This is a genomic window from Prolixibacter sp. DSM 2831, from assembly GCF_056493735.1.
The window spans coordinates 4,653,912-4,675,462 of record NZ_CM151379.1 but is presented as its reverse complement, the minus strand read 5'-3'; the positions used below and the strand labels follow the sequence as shown (position 1 = coordinate 4,675,462).

General features: G+C 45.8%; 16 protein-coding genes and 3 tRNA genes. 6 read left to right on the top strand and 13 right to left on the bottom strand.

Annotated elements, in window-relative coordinates; translation table 11 throughout:
• Position 1: 1 nt before the first annotated feature.
• The 5 genes from AC060N_RS19365 to AC060N_RS19345 form a co-directional block, all read right to left on the bottom strand.
• Positions 2-1,654 (bottom strand): carbamoyltransferase C-terminal domain-containing protein, encoded by a 1,653-nt coding sequence (locus AC060N_RS19365; protein ID WP_479525151.1) that lies wholly within the window; start codon positions 1,652-1,654, stop codon positions 2-4.
• A gap of 4 nt (positions 1,655-1,658) precedes the next feature.
• The gene (locus AC060N_RS19360; protein ID WP_479525150.1) at positions 1,659-2,645 is read right to left on the bottom strand and encodes a DUF6427 family protein; all 987 of its coding nucleotides are present in this window, start codon (positions 2,643-2,645) and stop codon (positions 1,659-1,661) included.
• A gap of 13 nt (positions 2,646-2,658) precedes the next feature.
• Positions 2,659-3,927, bottom strand: a complete 1,269-nt coding sequence (gene purD / locus AC060N_RS19355) for a phosphoribosylamine--glycine ligase (RefSeq protein WP_479525149.1) — start codon at positions 3,925-3,927, stop codon at positions 2,659-2,661.
• Between the two features lie 171 nt (positions 3,928-4,098).
• Positions 4,099-4,812, bottom strand: a complete 714-nt coding sequence (locus tag AC060N_RS19350; RefSeq protein WP_479525148.1) for a polysaccharide deacetylase family protein — start codon at positions 4,810-4,812, stop codon at positions 4,099-4,101.
• 113 nt (positions 4,813-4,925) lie between these two features.
• Positions 4,926-7,991 carry a glycosyltransferase family 117 protein gene (locus tag AC060N_RS19345; RefSeq protein ID WP_479525147.1) on the bottom strand — a complete coding sequence of 1,022 codons (3,066 nt, stop codon included), beginning with the start codon at positions 7,989-7,991 and terminating at the stop codon, positions 4,926-4,928.
• A gap of 269 nt (positions 7,992-8,260) precedes the next feature.
• Between AC060N_RS19345 and AC060N_RS19340 the strand changes: the two genes are divergently transcribed.
• Entirely contained in the window at positions 8,261-9,148 is an 888-nt protein-coding gene (locus tag AC060N_RS19340) for a tetratricopeptide repeat protein (protein WP_479525146.1), read from the top strand.
• 72 nt (positions 9,149-9,220) lie between these two features.
• Here AC060N_RS19340 and AC060N_RS19335 read toward each other — a convergent pair whose 3' ends face one another.
• Positions 9,221-12,289, bottom strand: a complete 3,069-nt coding sequence (locus AC060N_RS19335) for a glycosyltransferase family 117 protein (protein WP_479525145.1) — start codon at positions 12,287-12,289, stop codon at positions 9,221-9,223.
• Between the two features lie 123 nt (positions 12,290-12,412).
• Here AC060N_RS19335 and AC060N_RS19330 point away from each other — a divergent pair.
• Together AC060N_RS19330 and AC060N_RS19325 are read left to right on the top strand one after the other, a co-directional pair.
• Positions 12,413-12,485, top strand: a tRNA-Gln gene (locus AC060N_RS19330).
• A 9-nt stretch (positions 12,486-12,494) separates the two neighbouring features.
• Positions 12,495-12,567, top strand: a tRNA-Gln gene (locus tag AC060N_RS19325).
• 60 nt (positions 12,568-12,627) lie between these two features.
• Here AC060N_RS19325 and AC060N_RS19320 read toward each other — a convergent pair.
• The 3 genes from AC060N_RS19320 to AC060N_RS19310 all read right to left on the bottom strand — a co-directional run bounded on the left by AC060N_RS19320 (position 12,628) and on the right by AC060N_RS19310 (position 15,490).
• Positions 12,628-13,134, bottom strand: a complete 507-nt coding sequence (locus tag AC060N_RS19320; RefSeq protein WP_479525144.1) for a hypothetical protein — start codon at positions 13,132-13,134, stop codon at positions 12,628-12,630.
• Positions 13,135-13,246: 112 nt separating this feature from the next.
• Positions 13,247-14,005, bottom strand: coding sequence for a hypothetical protein (locus tag AC060N_RS19315; RefSeq protein WP_479525143.1), 759 nt, complete (start codon positions 14,003-14,005; stop codon positions 13,247-13,249).
• 291 nt (positions 14,006-14,296) lie between these two features.
• Positions 14,297-15,490, bottom strand: a complete 1,194-nt coding sequence (locus AC060N_RS19310) for a carboxypeptidase-like regulatory domain-containing protein (protein ID WP_479525142.1) — start codon at positions 15,488-15,490, stop codon at positions 14,297-14,299.
• A 182-nt stretch (positions 15,491-15,672) separates the two neighbouring features.
• Here AC060N_RS19310 and AC060N_RS19305 point away from each other — a divergent pair, with 182 nt between their 5' ends.
• On the top strand, positions 15,673-16,335 hold the full coding sequence (locus AC060N_RS19305) for a hypothetical protein (RefSeq protein WP_479525141.1): 663 nt from the start codon (positions 15,673-15,675) through the stop codon (positions 16,333-16,335).
• A 52-nt stretch (positions 16,336-16,387) separates the two neighbouring features.
• Here AC060N_RS19305 and AC060N_RS19300 read toward each other — a convergent pair whose 3' ends face one another.
• From AC060N_RS19300 to AC060N_RS19290, 3 genes are read right to left on the bottom strand one after another with little or no spacing between them, the layout of a single operon-like run.
• The gene (locus AC060N_RS19300; protein ID WP_479525140.1) at positions 16,388-17,734 is read right to left on the bottom strand and encodes a deoxyguanosinetriphosphate triphosphohydrolase; all 1,347 of its coding nucleotides are present in this window, start codon (positions 17,732-17,734) and stop codon (positions 16,388-16,390) included.
• Positions 17,735-17,792: 58 nt separating this feature from the next.
• Positions 17,793-18,557, bottom strand: coding sequence for a M48 family metallopeptidase (locus tag AC060N_RS19295; protein WP_479525139.1), 765 nt, complete (start codon positions 18,555-18,557; stop codon positions 17,793-17,795).
• The gene (locus AC060N_RS19290) at positions 18,532-19,641 is read right to left on the bottom strand and encodes a lysylphosphatidylglycerol synthase transmembrane domain-containing protein (protein WP_479525138.1); all 1,110 of its coding nucleotides are present in this window, start codon (positions 19,639-19,641) and stop codon (positions 18,532-18,534) included. Before AC060N_RS19290 ends, AC060N_RS19295 begins: the two co-directional genes overlap by 26 nt.
• A 147-nt stretch (positions 19,642-19,788) precedes the next feature.
• Here AC060N_RS19290 and AC060N_RS19285 point away from each other — a divergent pair, with 147 nt between their 5' ends.
• Complete coding sequence (locus tag AC060N_RS19285; RefSeq protein WP_479525137.1) at positions 19,789-20,493, top strand: hypothetical protein; 705 nt, start codon at positions 19,789-19,791, stop codon at positions 20,491-20,493.
• Positions 20,494-20,548: 55 nt separating this feature from the next.
• Here the strand turns inward: AC060N_RS19285 and AC060N_RS19280 are convergent.
• Positions 20,549-20,625: transfer RNA gene (locus AC060N_RS19280), tRNA-Ala, on the bottom strand.
• A gap of 235 nt (positions 20,626-20,860) precedes the next feature.
• On the opposite strand from AC060N_RS19280, the gene AC060N_RS19275 reads away from it, so the two are divergent.
• Positions 20,861-21,547 (top strand): energy transducer TonB, encoded by a 687-nt coding sequence (locus tag AC060N_RS19275; RefSeq protein WP_463233530.1) that lies wholly within the window; start codon positions 20,861-20,863, stop codon positions 21,545-21,547.
• The last annotated feature ends 4 nt before the right edge of the window (positions 21,548-21,551 follow it).

The window sequence follows — 21,551 nt, the reverse complement described above, 5'->3', positions numbered from 1 at the left end:
GTTATAGCCTCGAATACTTTCCGTTAAGCACCACACCATCGAGTTGCATCGCTTTAGCCGATGATAAGGCGTCTTCTGCCGTATGAACGATTGGCTCACCGCGTTGGTTAAATGAGGTGTTGATTAAGGCTTTCAAGCCATATTTTTCATCAAGCAGTTCCAGTAAATCGAACAGGAAAGGATTATCCTCGCGGTGAAAAATCGTCTGGATTCTCGACGTACCATCCACATGAACCACGCCTTCCATCTCTTTTTTCCTTTCGGGAAGAACAGAAAAATCCAGCAGCATGTATCGCGAGAGCGGATGGATTTGGTCAAGACCTGTTACTGTTTTGGCGTTTCTCTCCAGCATGATGGGAGCTACGGGACGGTACCATTCACGGCCTTTGTGTTCCATGCTCACTTTTCGGGCCAGCTGAGCCGAGTCAGCCCGGGCAACGATGCTCCGGTTTCCCAGTGCACGCGGTCCCGATTCTCCCGCGCCATTCGCAATTCCAATGACACGGTTGTCCATCAGGTCGGCGGCTATTTGCTCCAGCGTCTCTTTAGTGTAATTTACCTTTTCGGGAAGAAGTCCCCAGTTGTTCAGGTACGGCGAATGTTTCTCAACTTTGCCGTGTTTCAGCCACTCAACATAGGTCGCAGCTCCCAGTGCCAATCCGGAATCTTCACAGCAAGGCGGAATGAAAACAAAGTCGAACAGATTTTCATTCACGATGAGTGAGTTGGTCACAATATTCAAGGCGCAACCACCGGAGTAATACAGGTTCTCGCAACCGGTTTGCTCGCGTAATTCTCTTAACTTTTTCAGGAAATCGCGCTGGAAAATATACTGCATGGTGGCAATGATATCCTGAAGAAACGGGTCTTTCTGGTCAAATGAATTTCCCTGCCAGTTCCAGTCTTTTTTTGCCTGTCGGAAAAAAACGGAACGCTTTCCCCAGATATCTTCAAAGAACTGATGCTTATTTAGCCACTGTTCCAGTTCAGTCGAATGTTTTCCGTATGAGGCATAACCCATCATTTTCCCGGGAACGGAATTCTGGTCATCCATTTTCGCTCCAATAATTCCAAAGGCCAGCGCATTGGCATTGAATAGGGTGGTCAGGTATTTGAAATCCCAGTGATATTCCAGCGGTGTCAATTGGTTACCCCGGTAGGTCCATGCTGAAAAATTGGACAAGCTGGCACCTCCATCGAAATGGATCAACAGGCTGTTGTCCTTGATATCTCCGGTGAACGGAAGCGAAGAGAAAAGATGAGCCAGCTCGTGATTAACGACCCAGGCATCGTGTTCTTTGCCATACCACCAGCAGCGGCCTTTTTCCGCGGAAGCGAAAAGCTTTTTGTTTAACGGTGCTTCGAACCGGGCTTGTCCATCAGTCGAGATGAAAGACCGTCCGACCACATTATCCACAAAAACCAAGTCGTAATCGGCAGGGGAGAGTAGCTTCTCCTTTCGCAGGATTTCGGTGATTTGCTGGTACAGATGATTGTCCCTTTTTCGGCGACTAATACGTTCCAGTTGCAACAGCTTTATCACTTTGCCGCCCGACATGAGCGCCACATTGTGGTCGTGGACATAACCCGGATGGTCCAGTTCCATCCGGTCCTGAATGCCGTATATGGCCAGTGTCGGCTTTGATGAATCCATCGGATCAACCAATTATCATGACCGTCGCAATGGTCCCAAGGAACAGGTAAAAAAGCAGTTCGGGCCAGAAACGGTTTTTAGCAAAAATGAAAAAGTGGGCGATAAAGTACGAAAACGGAATGGCCAGCAGAATGATCGCCTCGATGCCGACCGAACGGCTGAACAAAATAGAGACTACCAGAAACGCGACCATCCAGTAAAAGATGATGAAGTACTTCCGGGAGCTGATTTTCTTGACATCGTACCGACTGAGAATGGAACTACTTCCGAGCACGGCCAGGAAGATGAATAATCCGGATAAGATTTGGAAAGAAAGGGTGTTGATAATGTTGATGTTGGCAGTGTGAATATTTTCCTGAACGACGCTGAAAAGCTGAGGCAACATATCATTCAGATAGTAGACAGAACCAGCGATGAACCATGGCACTGCAAAGCCGACCAGCGGAATGAAAAGCAACCGCCAGTTGTCGCCCTTCTGCAGTACCGCGATGCTTATCCAGGTAATGGGAAAAAGAAAGATGGTCGGGAAATAAAACAGCGAACCCACCGAGAGGAAAAAAGCAGCATTAAAGGTATCGGGTATGGTGTTGGAATGGTGATACGTGTCGAAAATGCTGATGAGTGCCAGGAAAACAAAAAGAGACGCCATGTGTACCGGGTGCAACGTATGCATTGACGGGAACGCTGAAACCGTCAGCATGTAGATGATTCCGGGCAAACCGGAACGGGATCGCAGAAACTGAAAGCGGGTACTGATTTGGTTGATGAGAAAGGCGCTGAGAACTGCGACGATTAATCCGGCGAAAGCCGATAGAAAAGGAAATTTTATCAGATAGGCGCCTGTAATCCGATAAAGCGGCATAGCCGCTTCACCTGTAAAAAAATTAAAAGTTTTCGGGTGGATTAAACCGGGTAGCCAAAGTAGAATTCCGGCTAACGGAATAAGCACCAAATGGACAATCTGATTGGTCTTTAGAAATCGTAATACCATACAGACAACTATTTTATAGGTCGAATCCTAAATCGTGGCGATAATATTTTTTCTCAAAATCGATGATCCCGGCGTTTTTATAGGATTGCTCGAGCGCTTCGTGACGATCTTTTCCATATGAACTGACCGAAATAACTCGTCCGCCGCTGGTCACCACCTGGTCGCCATCGAATTTCGTTCCGGCGTGAAAGACAATGCTATCGTGCACTTTCTCTAATTTCGAAATGACTTTGCCCTTCTCGTAAGCTTCGGGATAGCCGCCTGAAACCAACATAACCGTTACGGCTGCCCGTTCATCAATTTCCAGATTCTTTTCTGCCAGGTTACCTTCGGCCATGCCTTCGAGCAAGTCGACAAAATCGGATTTGACGCGCAACATCACCGCTTCCGTTTCGGGGTCGCCCATGCGAACGTTGTATTCTATCACATACGGCTCACCATCGACATTCATCAACCCCAGAAAGATAAATCCACGGTAGTTGATTTGATCTTTTTGCAGTCCTTCAACAGTGGGGCGGATAATGCGATCTTCCACCTTTTTCATGAACGATTCGTCGGCAAACGGGACGGGAGAAATGGCTCCCATACCTCCGGTGTTGAGGCCGGTATCTCCTTCGCCAATTCGCTTGTAATCTTTTGCTTCGGGAAGAATTTTGTAGCCTTTGCCATCGGTGAGCACAAATACCGAACATTCCACACCTTTCAGAAACTCCTCAATCACCACGCGTGCACTGGCTTCGCCGAATTTACCTCCCAGCATTTCCCGCAACGAGGCTTCTGCTTCTTCCAGCGATTCGATAATCAGCACACCTTTTCCGGCCGCAAGGCCATCGGCTTTTAACACGAAAGGAGCTTTCATCGTCTTCAGGAACCCGATGCCTTCTTCCAGGTTTTCGGTGGTAACCGAAAGATATTTGGCTGTAGGAATTCCGTGGCGAACCATGAAATCTTTGGCAAAATCCTTACTGCCTTCCAGTCGGGCACCTTCCTTATCGGGACCAATCACCGGAATATTCTTCACCTGTTCGTCAGCAGCGAAAAAGTCAACAATGCCTTCCACGAGCGGAACTTCCGGACCGACAACGACCACGTCGATGTTGTGTTCCGTAACGGCATCGCGCAAACCATTGAAATCGCTTACGCCAATGTTCAAATTGGTCCCGGTTTCAGCAGTTCCGGCATTTCCCGGTGCGATAAACAGTTGGTCAACTTTTGGGCTTTGTTTGATTTTCCAGGCAAGGGCGTGCTCCCGGCCTCCGGAGCCAACGAGTAAAATCTTCATGCGATTGGTTCTTTTTTGTTCAGGATGATTGTGCTCTTTCAGTTGTCGGCAAATATACTCAATTATTGCACGGTAGCGAAACAAATCGACGGTGTGGGGCACTGTTATCCTGCGTCAGTCATGCGAAGACGTTGATAAAATAATCTGTATGCAGATTGTGGAAAAAGGGGATTATGCCCAGCGCCGTACCTGGCGAATGGTTTGCCGCAATTTCTGCAAACGCTGGCGATGAACCGGGTTGAAAAGACGACGTTCTTTCGGGAATTCAATCTTGCGGAATTCGTATCCGCGTTCTTTCAATTCAGCAATTGCTTTAGGCAAGGCATAACGCAGGTGACCCTCAGCTTTCAGCGAATCGTGGAACGTGATAATACTTCCGGGACGCGAATACTTCAGCACATTGTTCAGAACTTCTTCTTTGGTGATATTCTGGTTATAATCACATGAGATAACATCCCACATGATGATTCTGTATTTCTGTGAAATGAAATGGTATTGTGAGCGTTTCAACCAACCGTGCGGTGGACGGAAAAGATTCGAGCCGATGAGGTGATTGGCCTGTTCGATGTCTTTGAAGTAGGAGACATTCTCGCTTTTCAATCCCTGAATGTGATGATAAGTATGATTTCCAACGGCATGACCGTCTTCTACTATCTGTTCGAAAATTTCGGGATAACGGAACACATTTTCTCCAACACAAAAGAAAGTAGCCTTGATATCATTTTCCTTCAGGAGTTTCAAAACCCATGGAGTAACACCGGGAATCGGGCCGTCGTCAAAGGTCAGATAAACAACTTTTTTGTCCTCTTCCGGAATGCGCCAGATGGCTGCCGGAAACCATTTTGTAATATGTCGAGGTAAATGTACCTGAGGTTTCAGTCTCATTCTGTTGGATTAAAGGTAATGCCGTGCAATACCTCAATACGGCGCAAAGGTAAAATAATTTATGCCGTAAAAACAAATTTAGCATAAATTACTTTACCTGTAGCCGTTATTTATCAGTTAGTTGATGAATAGATTTGAACATAAGTAGTGAATTTATCACTCAATGTTTTGGCCAGATCTTTCTCTCCATACTTATCAGCCGTTTTAGCCATTTCCCGGATAATAAAGAGTGGTCGTTGAATATCATCCTGGATGGTTTTCTGGAATTTCGGCTGCAGCGAGAAGAAATAACTCAATTCATCGTCGTAATTGCTGAGCATAATGTTCAGTACGTTTTTCGCCTTGTCATTGGCCCCGGCTTTGAAATAGTCTTCAGCCATCAGCAGGTTAAAGTAGTTGTATTCAACTTTGCTGTTGGGGACAATCTCTTCGCATTTGTTGAGCACGGTGATGGCTGAATCTTTTCTGCCTTTGGCTATCAGCGCATCGGCCAGGCGGACGAAGTTGTTACGTACATTCATGGCCATACGGGTATTGTTCTCGTCAAGGTAGACATTCGGGTCGTTCATGTTACCCCACTTGAACTTGTGCATCATGTTATTATACATGGTATCAGCGTCTACGCCACCAATTTGTCCGTTTGAAGATTTGAAATCCATTGGAACAACGCGGTAAGCGAATCCTTCCGACATAAAATGGTTCTGCAGGTTGAGATACTTGTCACTTCCTACCGTGATGGCAAAGTATATCGGGCGCTTCCAGTCGTTGTTAGCAATCATGTCCAGGATCATCAACTCATCCTTCGTGATGTAATGACCTTTCAGTTTAATGTTGAGTTGTTTTACCATGTGCTTGGCCTGCTCAGGCGTAATCACATGGTTTTTCATCACCTCGGCAGAATCGACCGGATAGAACAGTTCATTTGTAGGAATGTATGATGAATTATCCGCTTGCCGCAGTTTTGTCCGCGGGTCGTCTGATCGCACAAAATCGATAGCCTCTTTCAGGTTGACCGGACGTTTCAATTGATTGATTACGTAAATCAGATCTCTTGTTCCTTCCAGGTACTGGTCGTGCGTAAAGTTGATCGGAAGCGGATCGGACTTGTAAGCTTTCTGCCGCATTTGATCGATATACCAGTCGGTCTGCAGATAACTCAGGTTACAGACGCGCACATCGGTACGAATACCTTCTACCTCCTGGGCGTACCACAACGGGAAGGTATCGTTATCACCGTTGGTGAACAAGATGGCGTTGGGGGCACATGACTTCAGATAATCGGCCCCAAAGTCCCGGGCCGTATACCGGTTCGACCGGTCATGGTCATCCCAGTTTTGGCTGGCCATTAATACAGGTACCGCAAACAGGCTAATAAGTGTAGCCAGAATGGAACCCAATACCGGCGGCGTCACTTTCTTCAGTATATCGATGAGCGCGAGCACACCGAGCCCTATCCAGATGGCAAACGCATAGAACGAGCCGGCGTAAGCATAATCTCGCTCACGCGGCTGGTGTGGCGTTTGATTCAGGTAGAGAACAATGGCTATACCTGTCATGAAGAAGAGTAGGAAGACCACCCAAAAGTCTCGCTTCCCTCGCTTCCCGGAATTTAATTGGAAGAAAATTCCAAGCAGTCCAAGAATCAACGGCAACATGAAGTAGGTATTTCGACCTTTGTTATTGGCGTAAACCTTCGGAATATTATTCTGATTCCCCAGTCGTGCTGCATCCAGGAATTTAATCCCGGTAATCCAGTTACCACGAAGAATGTCGCCGTGTCCCTGAATATCATTTTGTCTTCCTGAGAAGTTCCACATAAAATATCGCCAATACATCCAGCCTACCTGGTATCGGAAGAAGAAGGCAAGGTTATCGGCGAATGACGGTTTGACCAGAACCTTCGGGTTTCCGTTTCGGTCCGTCGTTCGGATTTTTGTCCCTGTTATGTGTACCCACGACTTGTAATCGGAGACATGCTGTGGATCGGAACTGTACATCCGGGGAAAGAAAGTCTCAAAACGACTGTCGAAGTTCGGATGCTGTTTGTAATTCGATATGATGTATTTTCCGTGATCTTCTACATAATCGGGTTTTCCCTGTGTATATGGATCCTGACGATCAAGCGGTGCATCGTAGTACTGCCCGTAAAACAGTGGCCGATCGCCGTATTGTTCGCGGTTCAGGTAAGCGAGCAAACCGAAGACGTTGTCCGGGTTGTTCTGGTCCATGGGCGGATTGGCCGATGAACGAATCACCACAATGGCATAAGAAGAATACCCGATGACAATAACGGTAAAGGCCAGCAAAATGGTGTTGGCCAAAATTTTCTTCTTTTTGATGGTATACCGTAATCCCCAGATAACCGCAGTAATCAGCAGTGCGGCGTAAATTACTACACCTGTGTTGTACGGTGCTCCGAAGGAATTAACGAAAAGCAGTTCAAACCACGAAGCCACTTTCACAACTCCCGGAATAACGCCGTACATGATGAATGCCAAAAGAACAATGGCAGTAACGAACGCGATAGCCAGGCCCGGTTTGGTGACTTTGTATTTTCGGAAGTAGTATACAAATACAATGGCTGGAATGGCCAACAGGTTCAGCAAGTGAACACCGATGGACAAGCCAATCATATAGGCAATAAATATTAACCAACGCTTGGAGCCCGGCGAATCAGCTTCGTTTTCCCATTTTAATATAGCCCAGAAAACGAGCGCGGTAAACAACGAGGAGGTTGCATAAACCTCCGCTTCCACGGCCGAAAACCAGAAGGTGTCGGAGAATGTATAAGCTAAGGCGCCGACGGTGCTGGCTCCCAGAATAGCAATCAGTTGCGCAGTCGTCGGTTCTTCACCATTCTTCAGTACAATTTTACGTGCCAGGTGCGAAATCGTCCAAAAGAGGAAGAGAATCGTCAATCCACTGGCGATAGCCGACCATGAATTCATCATGATAGCCACATGGGAAGGAGAGCTGGCAAAAAGCGAAAAGAAACGCTGGATGAGCATAAAAAACGGCGCACCCGGTGGGTGTCCGATTTCCATCCGGTAGGCCGTTGTTATAAATTCAGGACAGTCCCAATAACTTGCAGTGGGCTCCATCGTTAACAGGTAAGTCGTGGCGGCCACGATGAATACCAGCCAACCGGTAATGTTGTTGTAAAGATTGTATTTTTTCATGTTTGTCACGTTGATTCGCTAACTGTCTTGTTCTTCACTGGAAGTGCGAAGATATAAAACCTTCCTTCACAGGACAACTCGAAACGTAATGCTTAATTTATCTGGTACTATGCTTTTTTTGATTAATCTAATTTAACAAAAATAAAAGTTGCAGCCGGATATGTATCAAATATTTACAATTTTTAAGAAAATCGTTTTTGGAATGCTTGTTTGGGTTGGTGAAACAAAATGACTTACCTTTGATGCTTTTAATTTCTAAAACTGTAGATGTGAGATTGAAGGGATATATTCTTATCGGACTAGTTGCCCTTTTAATGGCTTCCTGTTCCGTTTCAAAAAACTTCACAGCGTTAACCAATAATGCCGAATCGTATTATAACAAGGGTGAGTACGCCAAAGCAACTGCCGCATGGGGACAAATTATTGCTGATTACGGAAATGTCGGCGCTGTTTTTACTCCTGATAATTACTTGAAAGCAGCCAAGGCTGCGGCTAAGGCCGGCGATGACAAACAGGCTTTTCAATGGTACGATAAAGCGAGATTGAAAGGGCAGAGTTCTCCGGAAATGTGGTTGTACCTGGCACACCACTACCATAAAATCGATAACCTGTCGAAAGAGCTCGATGCACTGGGTTATTATTTTTCATTTGATGTGAAAGGTCCGGATGCACTGAAGGCGCGGGAACGTTATTTCGAGGCGCTTGTAGAAAGTGAAAACTACGAGCAGGCTATTAAAGAGTGGCCTTACATCGAAAGCGACGTGAAAAACAACAAGGACTACGTGGAAATGTACTTCGAGGTTTGTCAGTCGTTGAACCGAGAACCGGAATTGAATAAGGCACAGGAGATGCTGCTGAAATTAGATCCTACGAATGAAGATGCTCTTTTCCGGAAAGCCCGGTTGTTGTACAGTTCGGTAGAAAAGCGGTATAAAAATCAGATGGCTGCTTACGAAAAGAATCATACCCGTAGTCAGTACAGCAAATTGCTGAAGGCGCTGAAAGGAATTTCGGCAGATTACCGTACGGCCCGCGATTTATTTAAAAAGCTCTATGCGGCTCATCCCTCGAAACGATATGCGGCATATCTGGCCAATATTTACGCCCGGTTAGACAGTAAGTCAAAATCGGACTACTGGCGGAATAAATCAGAATAAGCTCTGTTTAAAAATAAGGAAAGAACCTTTTCCCGGGAAACAGTTCATACTGCCTACCGGGAAAAGGTTTTTTTATTTTGCGGAAAGACTGTAACGGTTGATCAGTTTGCTCAACCGGTCATCGAGCTCTTTGCTCAAATCTTCCTGTTTGTATTGCTTGGCAATATGCACACAGTTGGACAGGATTGCCATTTGCCGCTGTCTTTCCCGGTCGAGTCCGTCGGAAAGGTAAGTGGGTAACTTGACGTAATAATCCAGTCGCTCGATGGTCAGATTGGCCAGTTTCCGGATGATGGCATTCGCTTTTTCCGGAGCGTTGGCCTCGTAATACGTTGCAGCAATATCAAAATCTTCGTAGTCATACGGGATATTCCGGTTGGGGAATGTAGCTACGCAACGGTCCAAAACATGAAGAGCCGAATCCCGTTTCCCTTCGTCCAGCAGTGCTTGCGCTAAACGCGTGAAGGTTGGTTTGGCATCGATGATTCTCACTTCTTTTACATTGTTATCATCCACCCAGATTGTTGTATCACTGATGTTGCCCCAGGTAAATTTGTCCATCAGGTTGTGATACAAGATGCGACTGTTGACGCGTCCGATGGACATGCCTTTCGACGGAGTTTTGATAGGTACCAACCGGTAAGCCAATCCTTCCAACTGCAAATAGTCCTTAAAGCCCAGATGCAACGACTGTATCGCGCTAAGATCGAAATAAACAGGCCGGTTCCAGTTGTTGTTGGAAATCATGTCGAGTATCGCAAAATCACTTTTTGATAAGCTGTTGGCTCCAATATGAAAAGTAACCGTGTCGGCAATATCGGAAGCATCTTCCGGGGCCACCGTTCCGTTCTTCAACACCTGTTGCTTATTAATGGGCATATAAAGCGTTGTCGCCGGAAGGAAATCGATTTTATCGCCACTCTGCATTTCAACTTTAGAACGGGGATCATCGCTGGCAACAATATCAACAGCGTCTTTCAGCGGAATGGGTTTTCTGAATTTCGGGATAACCGGAATATAATCCCGTTTACCCATGCGATAAGTATCCTCTTTCAGTTTTACAGGCAGTGGCGCGGACTTATAGTTCCTCGATTTCATTTGCGTGATGTACCAGTCCATTCCCAGCAAACTGAGATTGCAAATGCGCACATCGGTACGAATGCCTTCTACTTCCTGCACATACCACAGCGGGAACGTATCGTTATCGCCGTAAGTAAACAGGATAGCGTTTGGAGCGCATGATTCCAGGTAGTCGCGGGCATAATCGCGGGCCATATACCGGTCCGACCGATCGTGGTCATTGTAATTCTGTGCAATCAGAATCACGGGTACGACCATCGCTATAGCAGTTACCAACCACGGTAATGCTTTTCTCATCCGGATACGTTTGGCCAGCAACTCATACAAGCCGAGCACGCCCATTCCAATCCAGATCGCAAATGCATAGAACGAGCCCACGTAGGCATAGTCTCGCTCACGTGGCTGGAACGGTGTCTGGTTGAGGTAGACCACAATCGCAAGTCCGGTAAAAATGAACAACAGAAAAACAACCCACCAATCCTGCCGGCCACGCTTGCCTCGTGAATACTGGAATACAAAACCGAGTAGTCCAAGTATAAGCGGGAGGAAGTAATACCGGTTTCGGGCCTTGTTATTTTTCAAATCCGAAGGAAGGTCCTCCTGCGGCCCGAGGCGCATATCATCGAGGAAGTTAATACCACTAATCCAGTTGCCGTGAACAACTCCTCCGTAGCCCTGAATGTCGTTTTGTCGCCCTGCGAAATTCCACATAAAGTAGCGGAAATACATGAATCCTGTCTGGTAACTGAAAAAGAACCGCAGGTTGTCACCAAACGAAGGCTTTTTTCGCATTTGTGTCTGTCCGCTACCATCATCTACAGGCAGGGAAGTTCCGTTGGTCCCGCCCCAACTTTTGTATGCCTGCACATGCTGAGGCATATTGCTGTACATCCGTGGGAACAAAGTCTTAAATCGGCTGTCGTATTCATAGGCGGGAAAGGGGATTTCCTTTTTGTATTTTCCGTTGTCCTGAACAACAACCGTGTTTCCCTTTTTTTGGCCAACAACCGGTGCATCGTAGTAGCGGCCGTAAACCAACGGGCGCTCGCCGTATTGTGTGCGGTTCAGGTAACTTTCCAGCGAGAATACATTATCGGGATTATTTTCGTCCATGGGCGGATTGGCACCCGAGCGAATAATAATAAGGGAATACGATGAGTAACCGATGATGAGCATCAGGACGCTTAGCAGGATGGTGTTGCCCAGGTATTTCTTTTCCCGGTAGGTGTAATAAATACCGTAAAACAGGCCGGCAATAATAATCGCCACAAAAATCAATAAGCCGGAATTGTAGGGAAGGTTCATACCATTCACGGCGATTAGCTCAAACCAGCCGGCAATTTTGGGTACGCCCGGAATAATTCCCCACATAATGGTTCCCAGGATAGCCATGGCCAGAAGCAGCGTGATGATGAATCCTTTTCGGGAAGTTTGATATTTTTTGAAGTAGAAGATGAAGACCATTGCCGGAATCGCTAACAGATTGAGCAAATGGACACCAATGGAGAGTCCCATCAGGTAAGCAATCAGAACAATCCAGCGATTGGCGCGTGGTTGGTCTGCTTGTTCTTCCCATTTGAGAATCGCCCAGAAAACTACGGCCGTAAAGAATGACGAGAAGGCATATACCTCGGCTTCGACGGCCGAAAACCAGAACGTATCAGTGAATGCGTAAGCCAGCGCACCAACGAGACCTGAGCCCAGTACCAAAATTTGCTCATGGTTTTTCAACTCTTTGGGGTTGGGCATCAACATGCGGGCCAGGTGAGTGATGGTCCAGAAGAGGAACATGATGGTCGCTCCGCTGATGAGTCCGGAAAAACTGTTGACAATGTGCGCTACTTTGGCCGGGTCGGAGGTTAGCAACGAAAAAATTCGTGCCACCATCAGGTAAAGTGGTGCTCCCGGCGGATGGCCGATTTGGAGTTTGTACGAGGCGGCTAAAAATTCGCCGCAGTCCCAAAAACTAACGGTGGGCTCTAATGTGAGAAGGTACACTGTGGCGGACAAACCAAATACAATCCAGCCCAGTACAACGTTTTTCTTGTGGAAATCGGACATGTTATCTATTTGCTTTGCAGCAAATATAAGCTTTTCGGGAGCAAAAATTTAAATGAAAAGATTTGCAATAAGAAAAATCTTTATAATTTTGCACCCGTCCTAAGAGATAGGACACTGAATGATTGACCCGTGGTGTAATTGGCAACACGTCTGATTTTGGTTCAGAAGAGTCCAGGTTCGAGCCCTGGCGGGTCAACAATTTTATTGCCCTGTGGTGTAATTGGCAACACGTCTGATTCTGGTTCAGAAGAGTCCAGGTTCGAGACCTGGCGGGGCAACAGTAAGGGATGCTTTAAGGCAAGCCCTTTTTTTATGCCCTGATGTTAGGTGGCGGCGTGTTACTTTTCCCCTTGATATTCTTGCAGTTGCCTTTTCAATAAGTCGATTTCGTCGATTAATGTTCCCTTTTCCTGTTCCAGTTCGTTGCAATAATCCATGAGACGCTGGTATTGCTGTTTTACTTTAGCGACGGTATCCATCTCGGCAGAAGACAACCTTATTTGCTCGTTTCTTTTGATGAATTTGGCAAAAGTGGCAATGTGAGTGCGGGTGGGATTAATTATTCCGCTTTGCGACAAGAAATCGGGAACTGCTCCTTCCTTTTTCCGCTGATAAAGGTGAAGAACCAACTCTTTGTCTCGTATGGGGAAATCCATGACTCCAACAGGCAGTTCGAAATCATTATTTGTTGAGGATGAATCCGGGTTGTCTTCCGTGTTTTCGTATAGATGAACATGAACAGCTCCGTTAAGCAGATCAATCTTGTGAATGGTAAAATACTCAATGATTTCAACAGGAAAAATGAGTTGCAATAACTGTTGAAGAAGATCATTTTCGGTAAGCATGGTGTGGCGATTTGGTTAATCACCATAAGTTACCGTTTTTCCGAAATGTTTCCAGCCCGAATCTGTCAGAGATTTGAAGAATAATCCTTCCGGAAGAAAGTCGTGAGGAGATTTACATGTAGGAATACCGCGTGACAGTCGATTGGGATTTTCCCGACAACAAACCATTTTGGTGTTCTACCAGGCGCAACTCACCGTCGGAGTTATAGTGAAAGAACTCCTGCTTGTAAACAGCACCGGTATGGTCGAAGTATTTCATCACCGACGTGAGATTATTGCTGCCGTATTCGTATTCAATCCACGACATGATATATTCCGACGGAGTATACCGGGTGACATTATCCAGTTTGCCGTCTTTCTTGTAGTCGTATGCATCGTAATACAACACTTCGCCTGCCCGGTAAAACTCTTTTCTTTCCAACCGGTCGCGTCCGTAAATGTATTTCACATCCAACGACCGTTCACCGCCGGGAGGTATAGTATACTCGGCCTGCAGCTTGTTGTCGGCATATTCGTATTCGCGGGTTGAAATCAGTTGAACTTCGGAGGTGTTGATGGTGTCGTGCTGATAGTTTAGGGCCTTCAGTTTGCGTCCCTCACCATCAGTCTGAAAGATGGTTTCCCTGTCCAGTACGCCGGTTTTTGCGTCGTAATACAATTTCTTACTGATGAACCCCTGGTTGTCGTATTCGTAAGCAATTACTTCGTTAGGAAGAAGGGCATCCATGTTGGGATATATTTCTTCCGATACAATGAGTGAGTTGTTAGGTGCCGGAGTCAGCAGATCATTATCATTCATGGTACAACTTCCAATCGTCAACAGCAGAATGACGCCGGGAAGCAGCGATATATATGCAAGTATTTTTTTCATTTGATTAGCACACCTATTTCTTTTAGACGAATCTGTTTTGCCAAAGGTTTACAAAACTCCCGAAGATATTCGGCCCCATTGAGTCAAGCCTTTTATTATTAAACAGATACGAAACTAAAATTTACAGATGCCATTAAGGCTAACTGTTTGTTTACGTTATGATTAGTTTTAATTCTAAAAATCAGCCGCAAAGTAAATGGATAATTTCGATTTCTCGGTATTGAAACGAATAAAGTTTGCTTAAAGTATCCTCCAACTCAGCGAGATGGAGAACTTATGTACAATTGATTTCTATTGAACCATTGAGTTGAAAGAGTCCCAAAAAGCCTTGTTGTAGGGCTTGTTGACAAAATATTCCCGCTGAGTCAGCATATTCGGGTGAATTGTTTCGATTACTGATGGCAATAAATATGTTTGATATACAAAGGTTTGCTTGTTGCCGGTTTCTTTGTTCAGCCAAACATTCTGGCGGGTGGCTTTCGTAAATCCCAGGGTATACTTGTTTCCGTTTTTCCGGTAGGAGGTGGTGAAATTATAATGAATCTCGACTGGTTTTAAATTAGACTTTCCGGTGACGGCGAACGAGCGTCCCTGGCGGCTGTAATTGGAAGCTGTTACCCAGGTTTCGTTTTTCACCACCGCATAATTCTTCTTGCTGATGTAAATTTTTCCTTTGTAGGCGGTGACATAAAAGTCGCCGGTGTGACTAATGTCCGGATGATTCAGCGTGTAATTGATTACCCAGATGGAGTCGCCGTCAAGTTGAGTTACCTGGTCGAGCGTCAAATCGTAGTCATGAAGAAATTTGTTGTTCAGAATTCCCGAGCTGTTCCGGACAATGTCGTAGCTCAGCAATTCATCCATTTGAGTCATTCCGTCGGCCAGTGAAGAAACCGGGAAGTTCGTCCGGACTTCCATGAACCGGTAGTTGATGTCTTTTTGTTCCTGGGCCGGCGTTTCTTTTACATAGCCGGTTTTATCGGAGATTTCCACTGCCGCTTCGCGGTGATGGATTAACTTTCCGTTTTCGGTAATGTCGTTCCGGTAGTATGCCTGTGAACTCAAGGGGCCCAGCAGGTAGTTGTCGCTGATCTTTTGAGAAGCTTCCCGCAGAATGCGATAGAGAACCAGCGACTGTGCGCTGATGTCGACATCCTCGATTTTGTATGATTGAGGTTCCATTTTCAGGACAATGGATTCGCCTGAATTGATAGAGCTGACAGCTTTCTTTACCGTTTCGTAGCCTACTGCCGAAGCGTAAAGGTAACCGCTTTTCTCCGATGCCGGAACATTGAATTCAAACTGTCCCGAGGCGTTACTGGCCGAACCAAGGAACGTTCCTTCAATTCCAATATTGGCATACTGAACCGGTTTGCCGGTGGCATTGTCAATCACAATACCTTTGATGGTTTCTGTTTTATTCTGTGCAAACAATATTCCCGGAAGGAAAAAGGCAATAACAAGGGCGGCTATTTTGTGTCTCATTCTGTCGGTGTTTAAATATTCTGTTGGTGCAATCGTCTTTCTTTTTGTCAAATCATGCTTCTCAGCCGGAGGCATCGAATCTCGTAAAGATAAACATTTCGGTATGCTTACGGTTTAATTTTGAAAAGGAAAGCATCTTTAATTTCCTATATTTGTTAGGTCATAAACATTAATGCTGAGACATGAAATACCGCCAACTTAGTCTTTTCATCGGTCTGGCAGTGGTAATGCTGCTGGGACATTCGTGTGTGTCGAAAAAGAAATACCTCGAAATGGAACAGGGCAAAATCAGAGCTGCCAACCGCGTAATTGCCTTAACGGCCACCGTCGATTCGCTAAATCATCTGACCGGCGATATCCGCTCCGAGTTCAATACCATGCAGAATAAGTTGCGAATGAGCAATGCCGTGAAAGATACCTACATTGATTCGCTGAATGTCGCCATTGACAAATTATCGTCGAATGTGGCGAAAACCAATGCCGATATGTCGGATAAAATCTATGCGTTCGAAACGGAGAAACGACAGTTGAAAGCAGCCCTTGCGCAACGCGATAAGCAGATTGATGAGTTGAACGATGAAATCAAGTCGGGAGAAGCGCGGATTAAAGAATTGAATAAAGAATTGAGTGATTTACGGTTTGATTTAAGTAACCAGAAAGACGCTACTACGGCGAAGGCAAATCAAATGGAAGTGGTCCAGAATCAGTTGAGCGAAGCAAAAGCTGAGCTGAAGAAAACGCAGTCGAAAATTGCTTCGATGCAAAGTGAGATGGATAAGAAAGATGCCGAATTACATAAGTTGCACAACAATGTGAAGTTGCTTAAAAGCGAACTGGCAAAATAATATTCCCGGTTACCCGGAAAAACAGAGCCCCTTTAGCGAGGGGCTTTTTTTATTACCCGATTTGTGGCAGGCTAATACCGGTAATTTTCCGATACAGGTCAAGAGCAAACGGGTCGGTCATGCCGGAAACAAAGTCGACTACCGATTGGATTTTCCCGTAGGTCGAGTGCTCATCGTTGCGGTATTGTTCTGGAATGATGGAGAGCAATTTCTTCGACAGTGGGTTCTTTTCGTGCATAATCGCCTGGGTGAATTCGTCCATCAACGTTCCGAGAATTTTGTAACCGGCAATCTCAATTTGTACCACCGAACGCTCACTGTAAATCCGGCTTACCGAAACTTTTTTGATGTTGTCCATCGCTTCCGCGGAAGTGCCGGCCAGGCGTTTGAAAAGCGAACCGTCAAAATTTCCGGCTAAAATAATATCGTGGTTTTCCATGAAAATGGTGGCACATTCCCGAACCAATCGTCCGATGACGGTTGCGCGGAGGTACGCTATTCGTTCGTTGCGATCGGTTACCGTTTTGAAATTCCGCTGGATGGATTCCCGCGTCTTTTTATCTTCTTCGGAAGAAAAGAAAGCCATCAACAAATCTTCCGTCTCTTCGTAGGTCAGAATTTTCAGCTTGTGCGCATCTTCCACATCCATTACCTGGTAGCAGATATCGTCGGCTGCTTCTACGAGGTACACCAACGGATGGCGTGCAAACTTTCCCGGTGCATTCTGGCTTTCGGGTAACCCTAATTCGCCAATGATTTTTTGGAAGGTCTCCTTTTCGCTCTGGAAATAACCGAACTTTTGTTTCCCCCCGGCCATATGCGAAGGGTAGGGATATTTGATAATGGATGCCAGCGTGGTGTACGTGAGGGCAAAACCTCCGGCACGGCGACCTTTAAACTGGTGACTCAAAATACGGAACGCGTTGGCATTTCCTTCAAAAAGCGTCAGGTCGTGCCACTCTTCCGATGTCATCTCTTCACGGTAGTTGATGCCTTGTCCGTCAGTGAAGTAATTGGCAATGGCCGATTCGCCCGAATGACCGAAAGGCGGATTGCCCAAGTCGTGTGCCAGGCAGGCCGACGATACGATGGAACCAATCTCCGGGAGCAGTTCCTTATGCCCGATGTCCGGTCGTTTTTCCAATTCGGTGGCGACCATGTTTCCCAGCGAGCGGCCTACGCTGGCTACTTCCAGCGAGTGCGTCAGTCGGTTGTGCACAAAAATGCTTCCCGGTAGGGGAAAGACCTGTGTTTTATCCTGAAGACGGCGAAAAGGAGAGGAGAAGATAATGCGGTCGTAATCGCGCTGAAATTGTGAACGGGCATCGTGAATTTCGTTGGTATGTCTTTCCTCAAGTCCCAGGCGTTTCGCCGAAAGTAACTGGTCCCACTGCATCATTTGGCTGACAATTTAAAATTAAGACGATAAAGTTCTCTGTTTTTTCGTAAACCCCCAATCAATTGTTGAAAAAACGGGGATGGTACTTTGTTAGCTCCTTTTCCATCGCTTTTGCATCGGGGAAGAAGCGTTGCATCGTTGCTTTGAATTCTGGTCCGTGATTGGGAATAACAGTATGCACCAGCTCATGCACAATCACCAAATCGATGAACGGATCGGGCAGACGCATCAGGTGGAGGTTCAGATTGATGTTGCCTAAACTCGAGCAGCTGCCCCAGTTGCTTTTATTGTTTTTGATGAAAACCTGTTTGTAGCGGAAGCTCAGTTGCTCAGCCAACTCTTTGGTTCGTTTGGGCAGGTATTGTTTGGCTTCCTTGCGCAATTGCTCGGTCAGGACGCGAACAATGGTTTGTTGCAATGCCGGCTTTTCGGGCGACCGGTTTTCCGGAAGTTCGAGAATGCAACGGTTTCCCGGGAAGGAAATAACTAATCGGTTATCGGTTCGTTTCGATACGGCCAGCTCGTAGGTCCGGTTTCGGGTTTGGAACAACACACCCGGTTGAAACGAATTCTGCCGCGGAGGATTATCCTGATAGTGTGCCAGCGTATCGAGAATCCACTCTTTTCGATTCAGTAAAAAGGAGATGCCCGATTCGTAAGTCGTGTACCAGGGCATACTTACACGCACTTCACCGGAAGGTTTAACGGTAATGCGCATCTGCTTCGACCGTTTGTTCTTGACCAGCTTTACCTCTCCGATGCCTTCAACCGAAATCCATTTCTCTCTCATATTCGTCCTAAGCTTCAGCTTTTTTCGGAGCATGCCGGCGTTTGAAACTGCGTCGAATCCATCCCGGTAAAATCACCGCTCCGATGAAAAGATACGGATAGTAACTCACAAAACGCCAAATGATGGCCATGAGACTGGCGAATCCCTGAGGAATAAATACATCCATGTATTGCAGGAAGACGACTTCGGAAAAACCGGTTCCACCAGGAGTAGGCATTACCATCATCATAATCCACATAATAAGCTGGCGGGCAAAGATGTGAATCTGTTCCCCGATGGAAACGATATCCTGGTTGAGCTGTCCTTTTAATCCGAAGAACAGAGCCAGGATGAGGAAGTTGGCTACCCAGTAACGTGATGTCCAGGAGAAAAAAGTAGCCGTGAAACTTTTTGCCCAGAAAGAAAAGGGCTTGGCTGTCAACTCTTTTGAGGCCATGGCAATTTCGTCGCCCGAGTCCAGTGCATCTTGTTGCCAGCGCTTCAGGAAAGGCAACCGGAAGACAATAGCAATCAGTTTTTTAATGGCTCTGGGATTGATAAACAGTCCGTAACTGACTAATGAAATAATCACCAGTTTGACACCGTAACCGGCGATGGCAAACCAGAAAAACTGGTTGTGAAAAATCGAAGATGGATCGCCGGGAGTTGTTTCAAAAAGCTGCTGCCATCCACCCAACCAGATGATCAGAGGGAACATGAGGATGAAATAGAGTTCATCGAGAAAAAAGGTGGCCAGCACAATGGCTGAGCCTTTTCCGATGGAAAGCCCTTCTTTATATAGAAACAGTAATGCGACCGATGTTCCGCCAATGGCTGAAGGCGTAACCGCTGATGCAAATTCCCAGAGAAAAGTGATTCGAACCGACTGAATAATCGAAAGTTGCTTGTCGGAAAGAATGCGCAGGCGGATAATGTAGCTGATGTCCCGCATGAGTACCATGGCCAGAACTGCCAGCAGCCAGCCTACCGTCTGACGGTTGAAATGCAGGTCAGATAAGGATGGAGGAGTTTCTTCCACCGCCACGATATAAATTCCCACCGCCACACTGATGATGAGTGGAATGATAACTCTCGATGGATGAACCTCTTTTAATATTTTATGCTGGTCTTTTCTCATGAAATGTCAGGCGAGGTTTTAGTTTTGGAAAGGGTTAAATGTTAAATAAAATATAGGTTTGCAGTAGGTTTTTACTAACAAAAGCTCTAAATTATTGTTTAGGAATACAGGATTATAATTTTATAACCTGCAAAAACCTTCTAAATTATGGGCAAAAATAAGAAAATTGAAGTTTTCGGAACGTTGTCGAAGAGCGAAACTTTATTTACCATCTCCGACAAAACGGTTCCAGGAACGCTGGTTTTTGAGTCATTCCAACCTTTTCCCGGCTACTACAACGAAGTTCCTAACGAAGCCAAACCTGTGTACCTCTACATTGGCTTGGAAAAAGATTACGAAGTCTTCGAAGTATCAAGAGCATTTCAACATATTAAAAAGACGAAAGGCTGGAATTTTGAAGCTGCCTGCGCATCCGTAAAAATCTACAACAAAACGTTTCATACGCTGCGTTTACGTCACCTCGACAGCTACGACGATATTAAACCGATTCAGGAAGCGTTCGCCGAACTGGGAATTAAACCCAAAACAATTACCGGAAAGTGGAAACAGGAGGAGGGCATCATTACCCTGAAAAAGAACTTCTGTATTCAGAAAGTGGCCAAAGGGATTTTCATGGACTGCTCGGAAGATTACCATGCCTATATCCTTTTACCAAAGTATATGACATCTGAAGAGTTTAATGAATACAACCAGCAGGTGATCTACAATTGGTTTGGCAGCAAGTTCGACTCGGCCAAAGGGGCGTTTTACTATAAATTCAAACTACGCGAGATGGTGCGGATTTATTCGAAGAAACTGGACTTAAACTACCTGGAGGATCTTCAGAAACTATATCTATCGAAGATCAAATAGGTAGTGAGTTGGGGGAAACAAAAAGCCTGGCTCACTGAACCAGGCTTTTTATGTTTGGTGGAGACGGCGGGGCTCGAACCCGCGACCTCTTGACTGCCAGTCAAACGCTCTAGCCAACTGAGCTACGCCCCCAAACGATGCGGAGCAAAAATACAATTTTTTTAAAAGAAACAAATATTAACGCGCAAAATTGGAACTTTTTTGTGTTTCTTTCGAAAAAATAGGTAGGAAGTCGAGTTTAAAGAGAAAAAGGAGGTGTTTGAAACATTTCAAAATTGAGATTAAAAAACTTTGAATTGTAGATTATTTTTTATCTTTAAACCCTCGAAAAAAGAAGAAAAATTTAACTCGGAAATAACTTAAAACTATGGAACCGAAGAAATCACCCAAAGCGGATCTTGAAAACAAGAGGGGTATCTTCGTTCAACTTGGGCTGGTAATTTCTCTGGGTTTGGTACTCCTGGCTTTCAATTGGAACAGCCAAATTAAGGAGGCTGACAATCTGGGACAGGTACAGGCTCAAGATGTAGAAGACGAAATGATCCCGATTACGCGGCCGGAAGAAGTTAAACCGCCGCCACCACCTCCACCACCACAGGTTGTAGAGGTACTTAATATTGTGGATAACAACGCGGATATTGACGACGAACTGCAGATTGAAGATACAGAAGCCGACGATAACACGGTGGTTAATGTAGCTCCGATTCAACAGCAGGAAGAAGAAAAAACCGACGAACAACAGGTATTCTTCATCGTGGAAGATATGCCGGAGTTCCCGGGTGGTGATTTGGCACTGCGTAAGTACATTGCCAACGCTATCAAATATCCGGTTATCGCACAGGAAAACGGTATTCAGGGTAAAGTGTATGTGAACTTTGTTGTTAACACAGATGGTTCAGTAACCGATGCAAAAATTGCACGTGGTGTTGACCCGTCACTTGACAAAGAAGCATTGCGCGTGATTAACTCACTTCCGAAATGGAAGCCGGGTAAACAGCGTGGTAAGCCGGTTCGCGTATCATTTACTGTACCGATTAACTTTGTATTGCAGTAAAGAA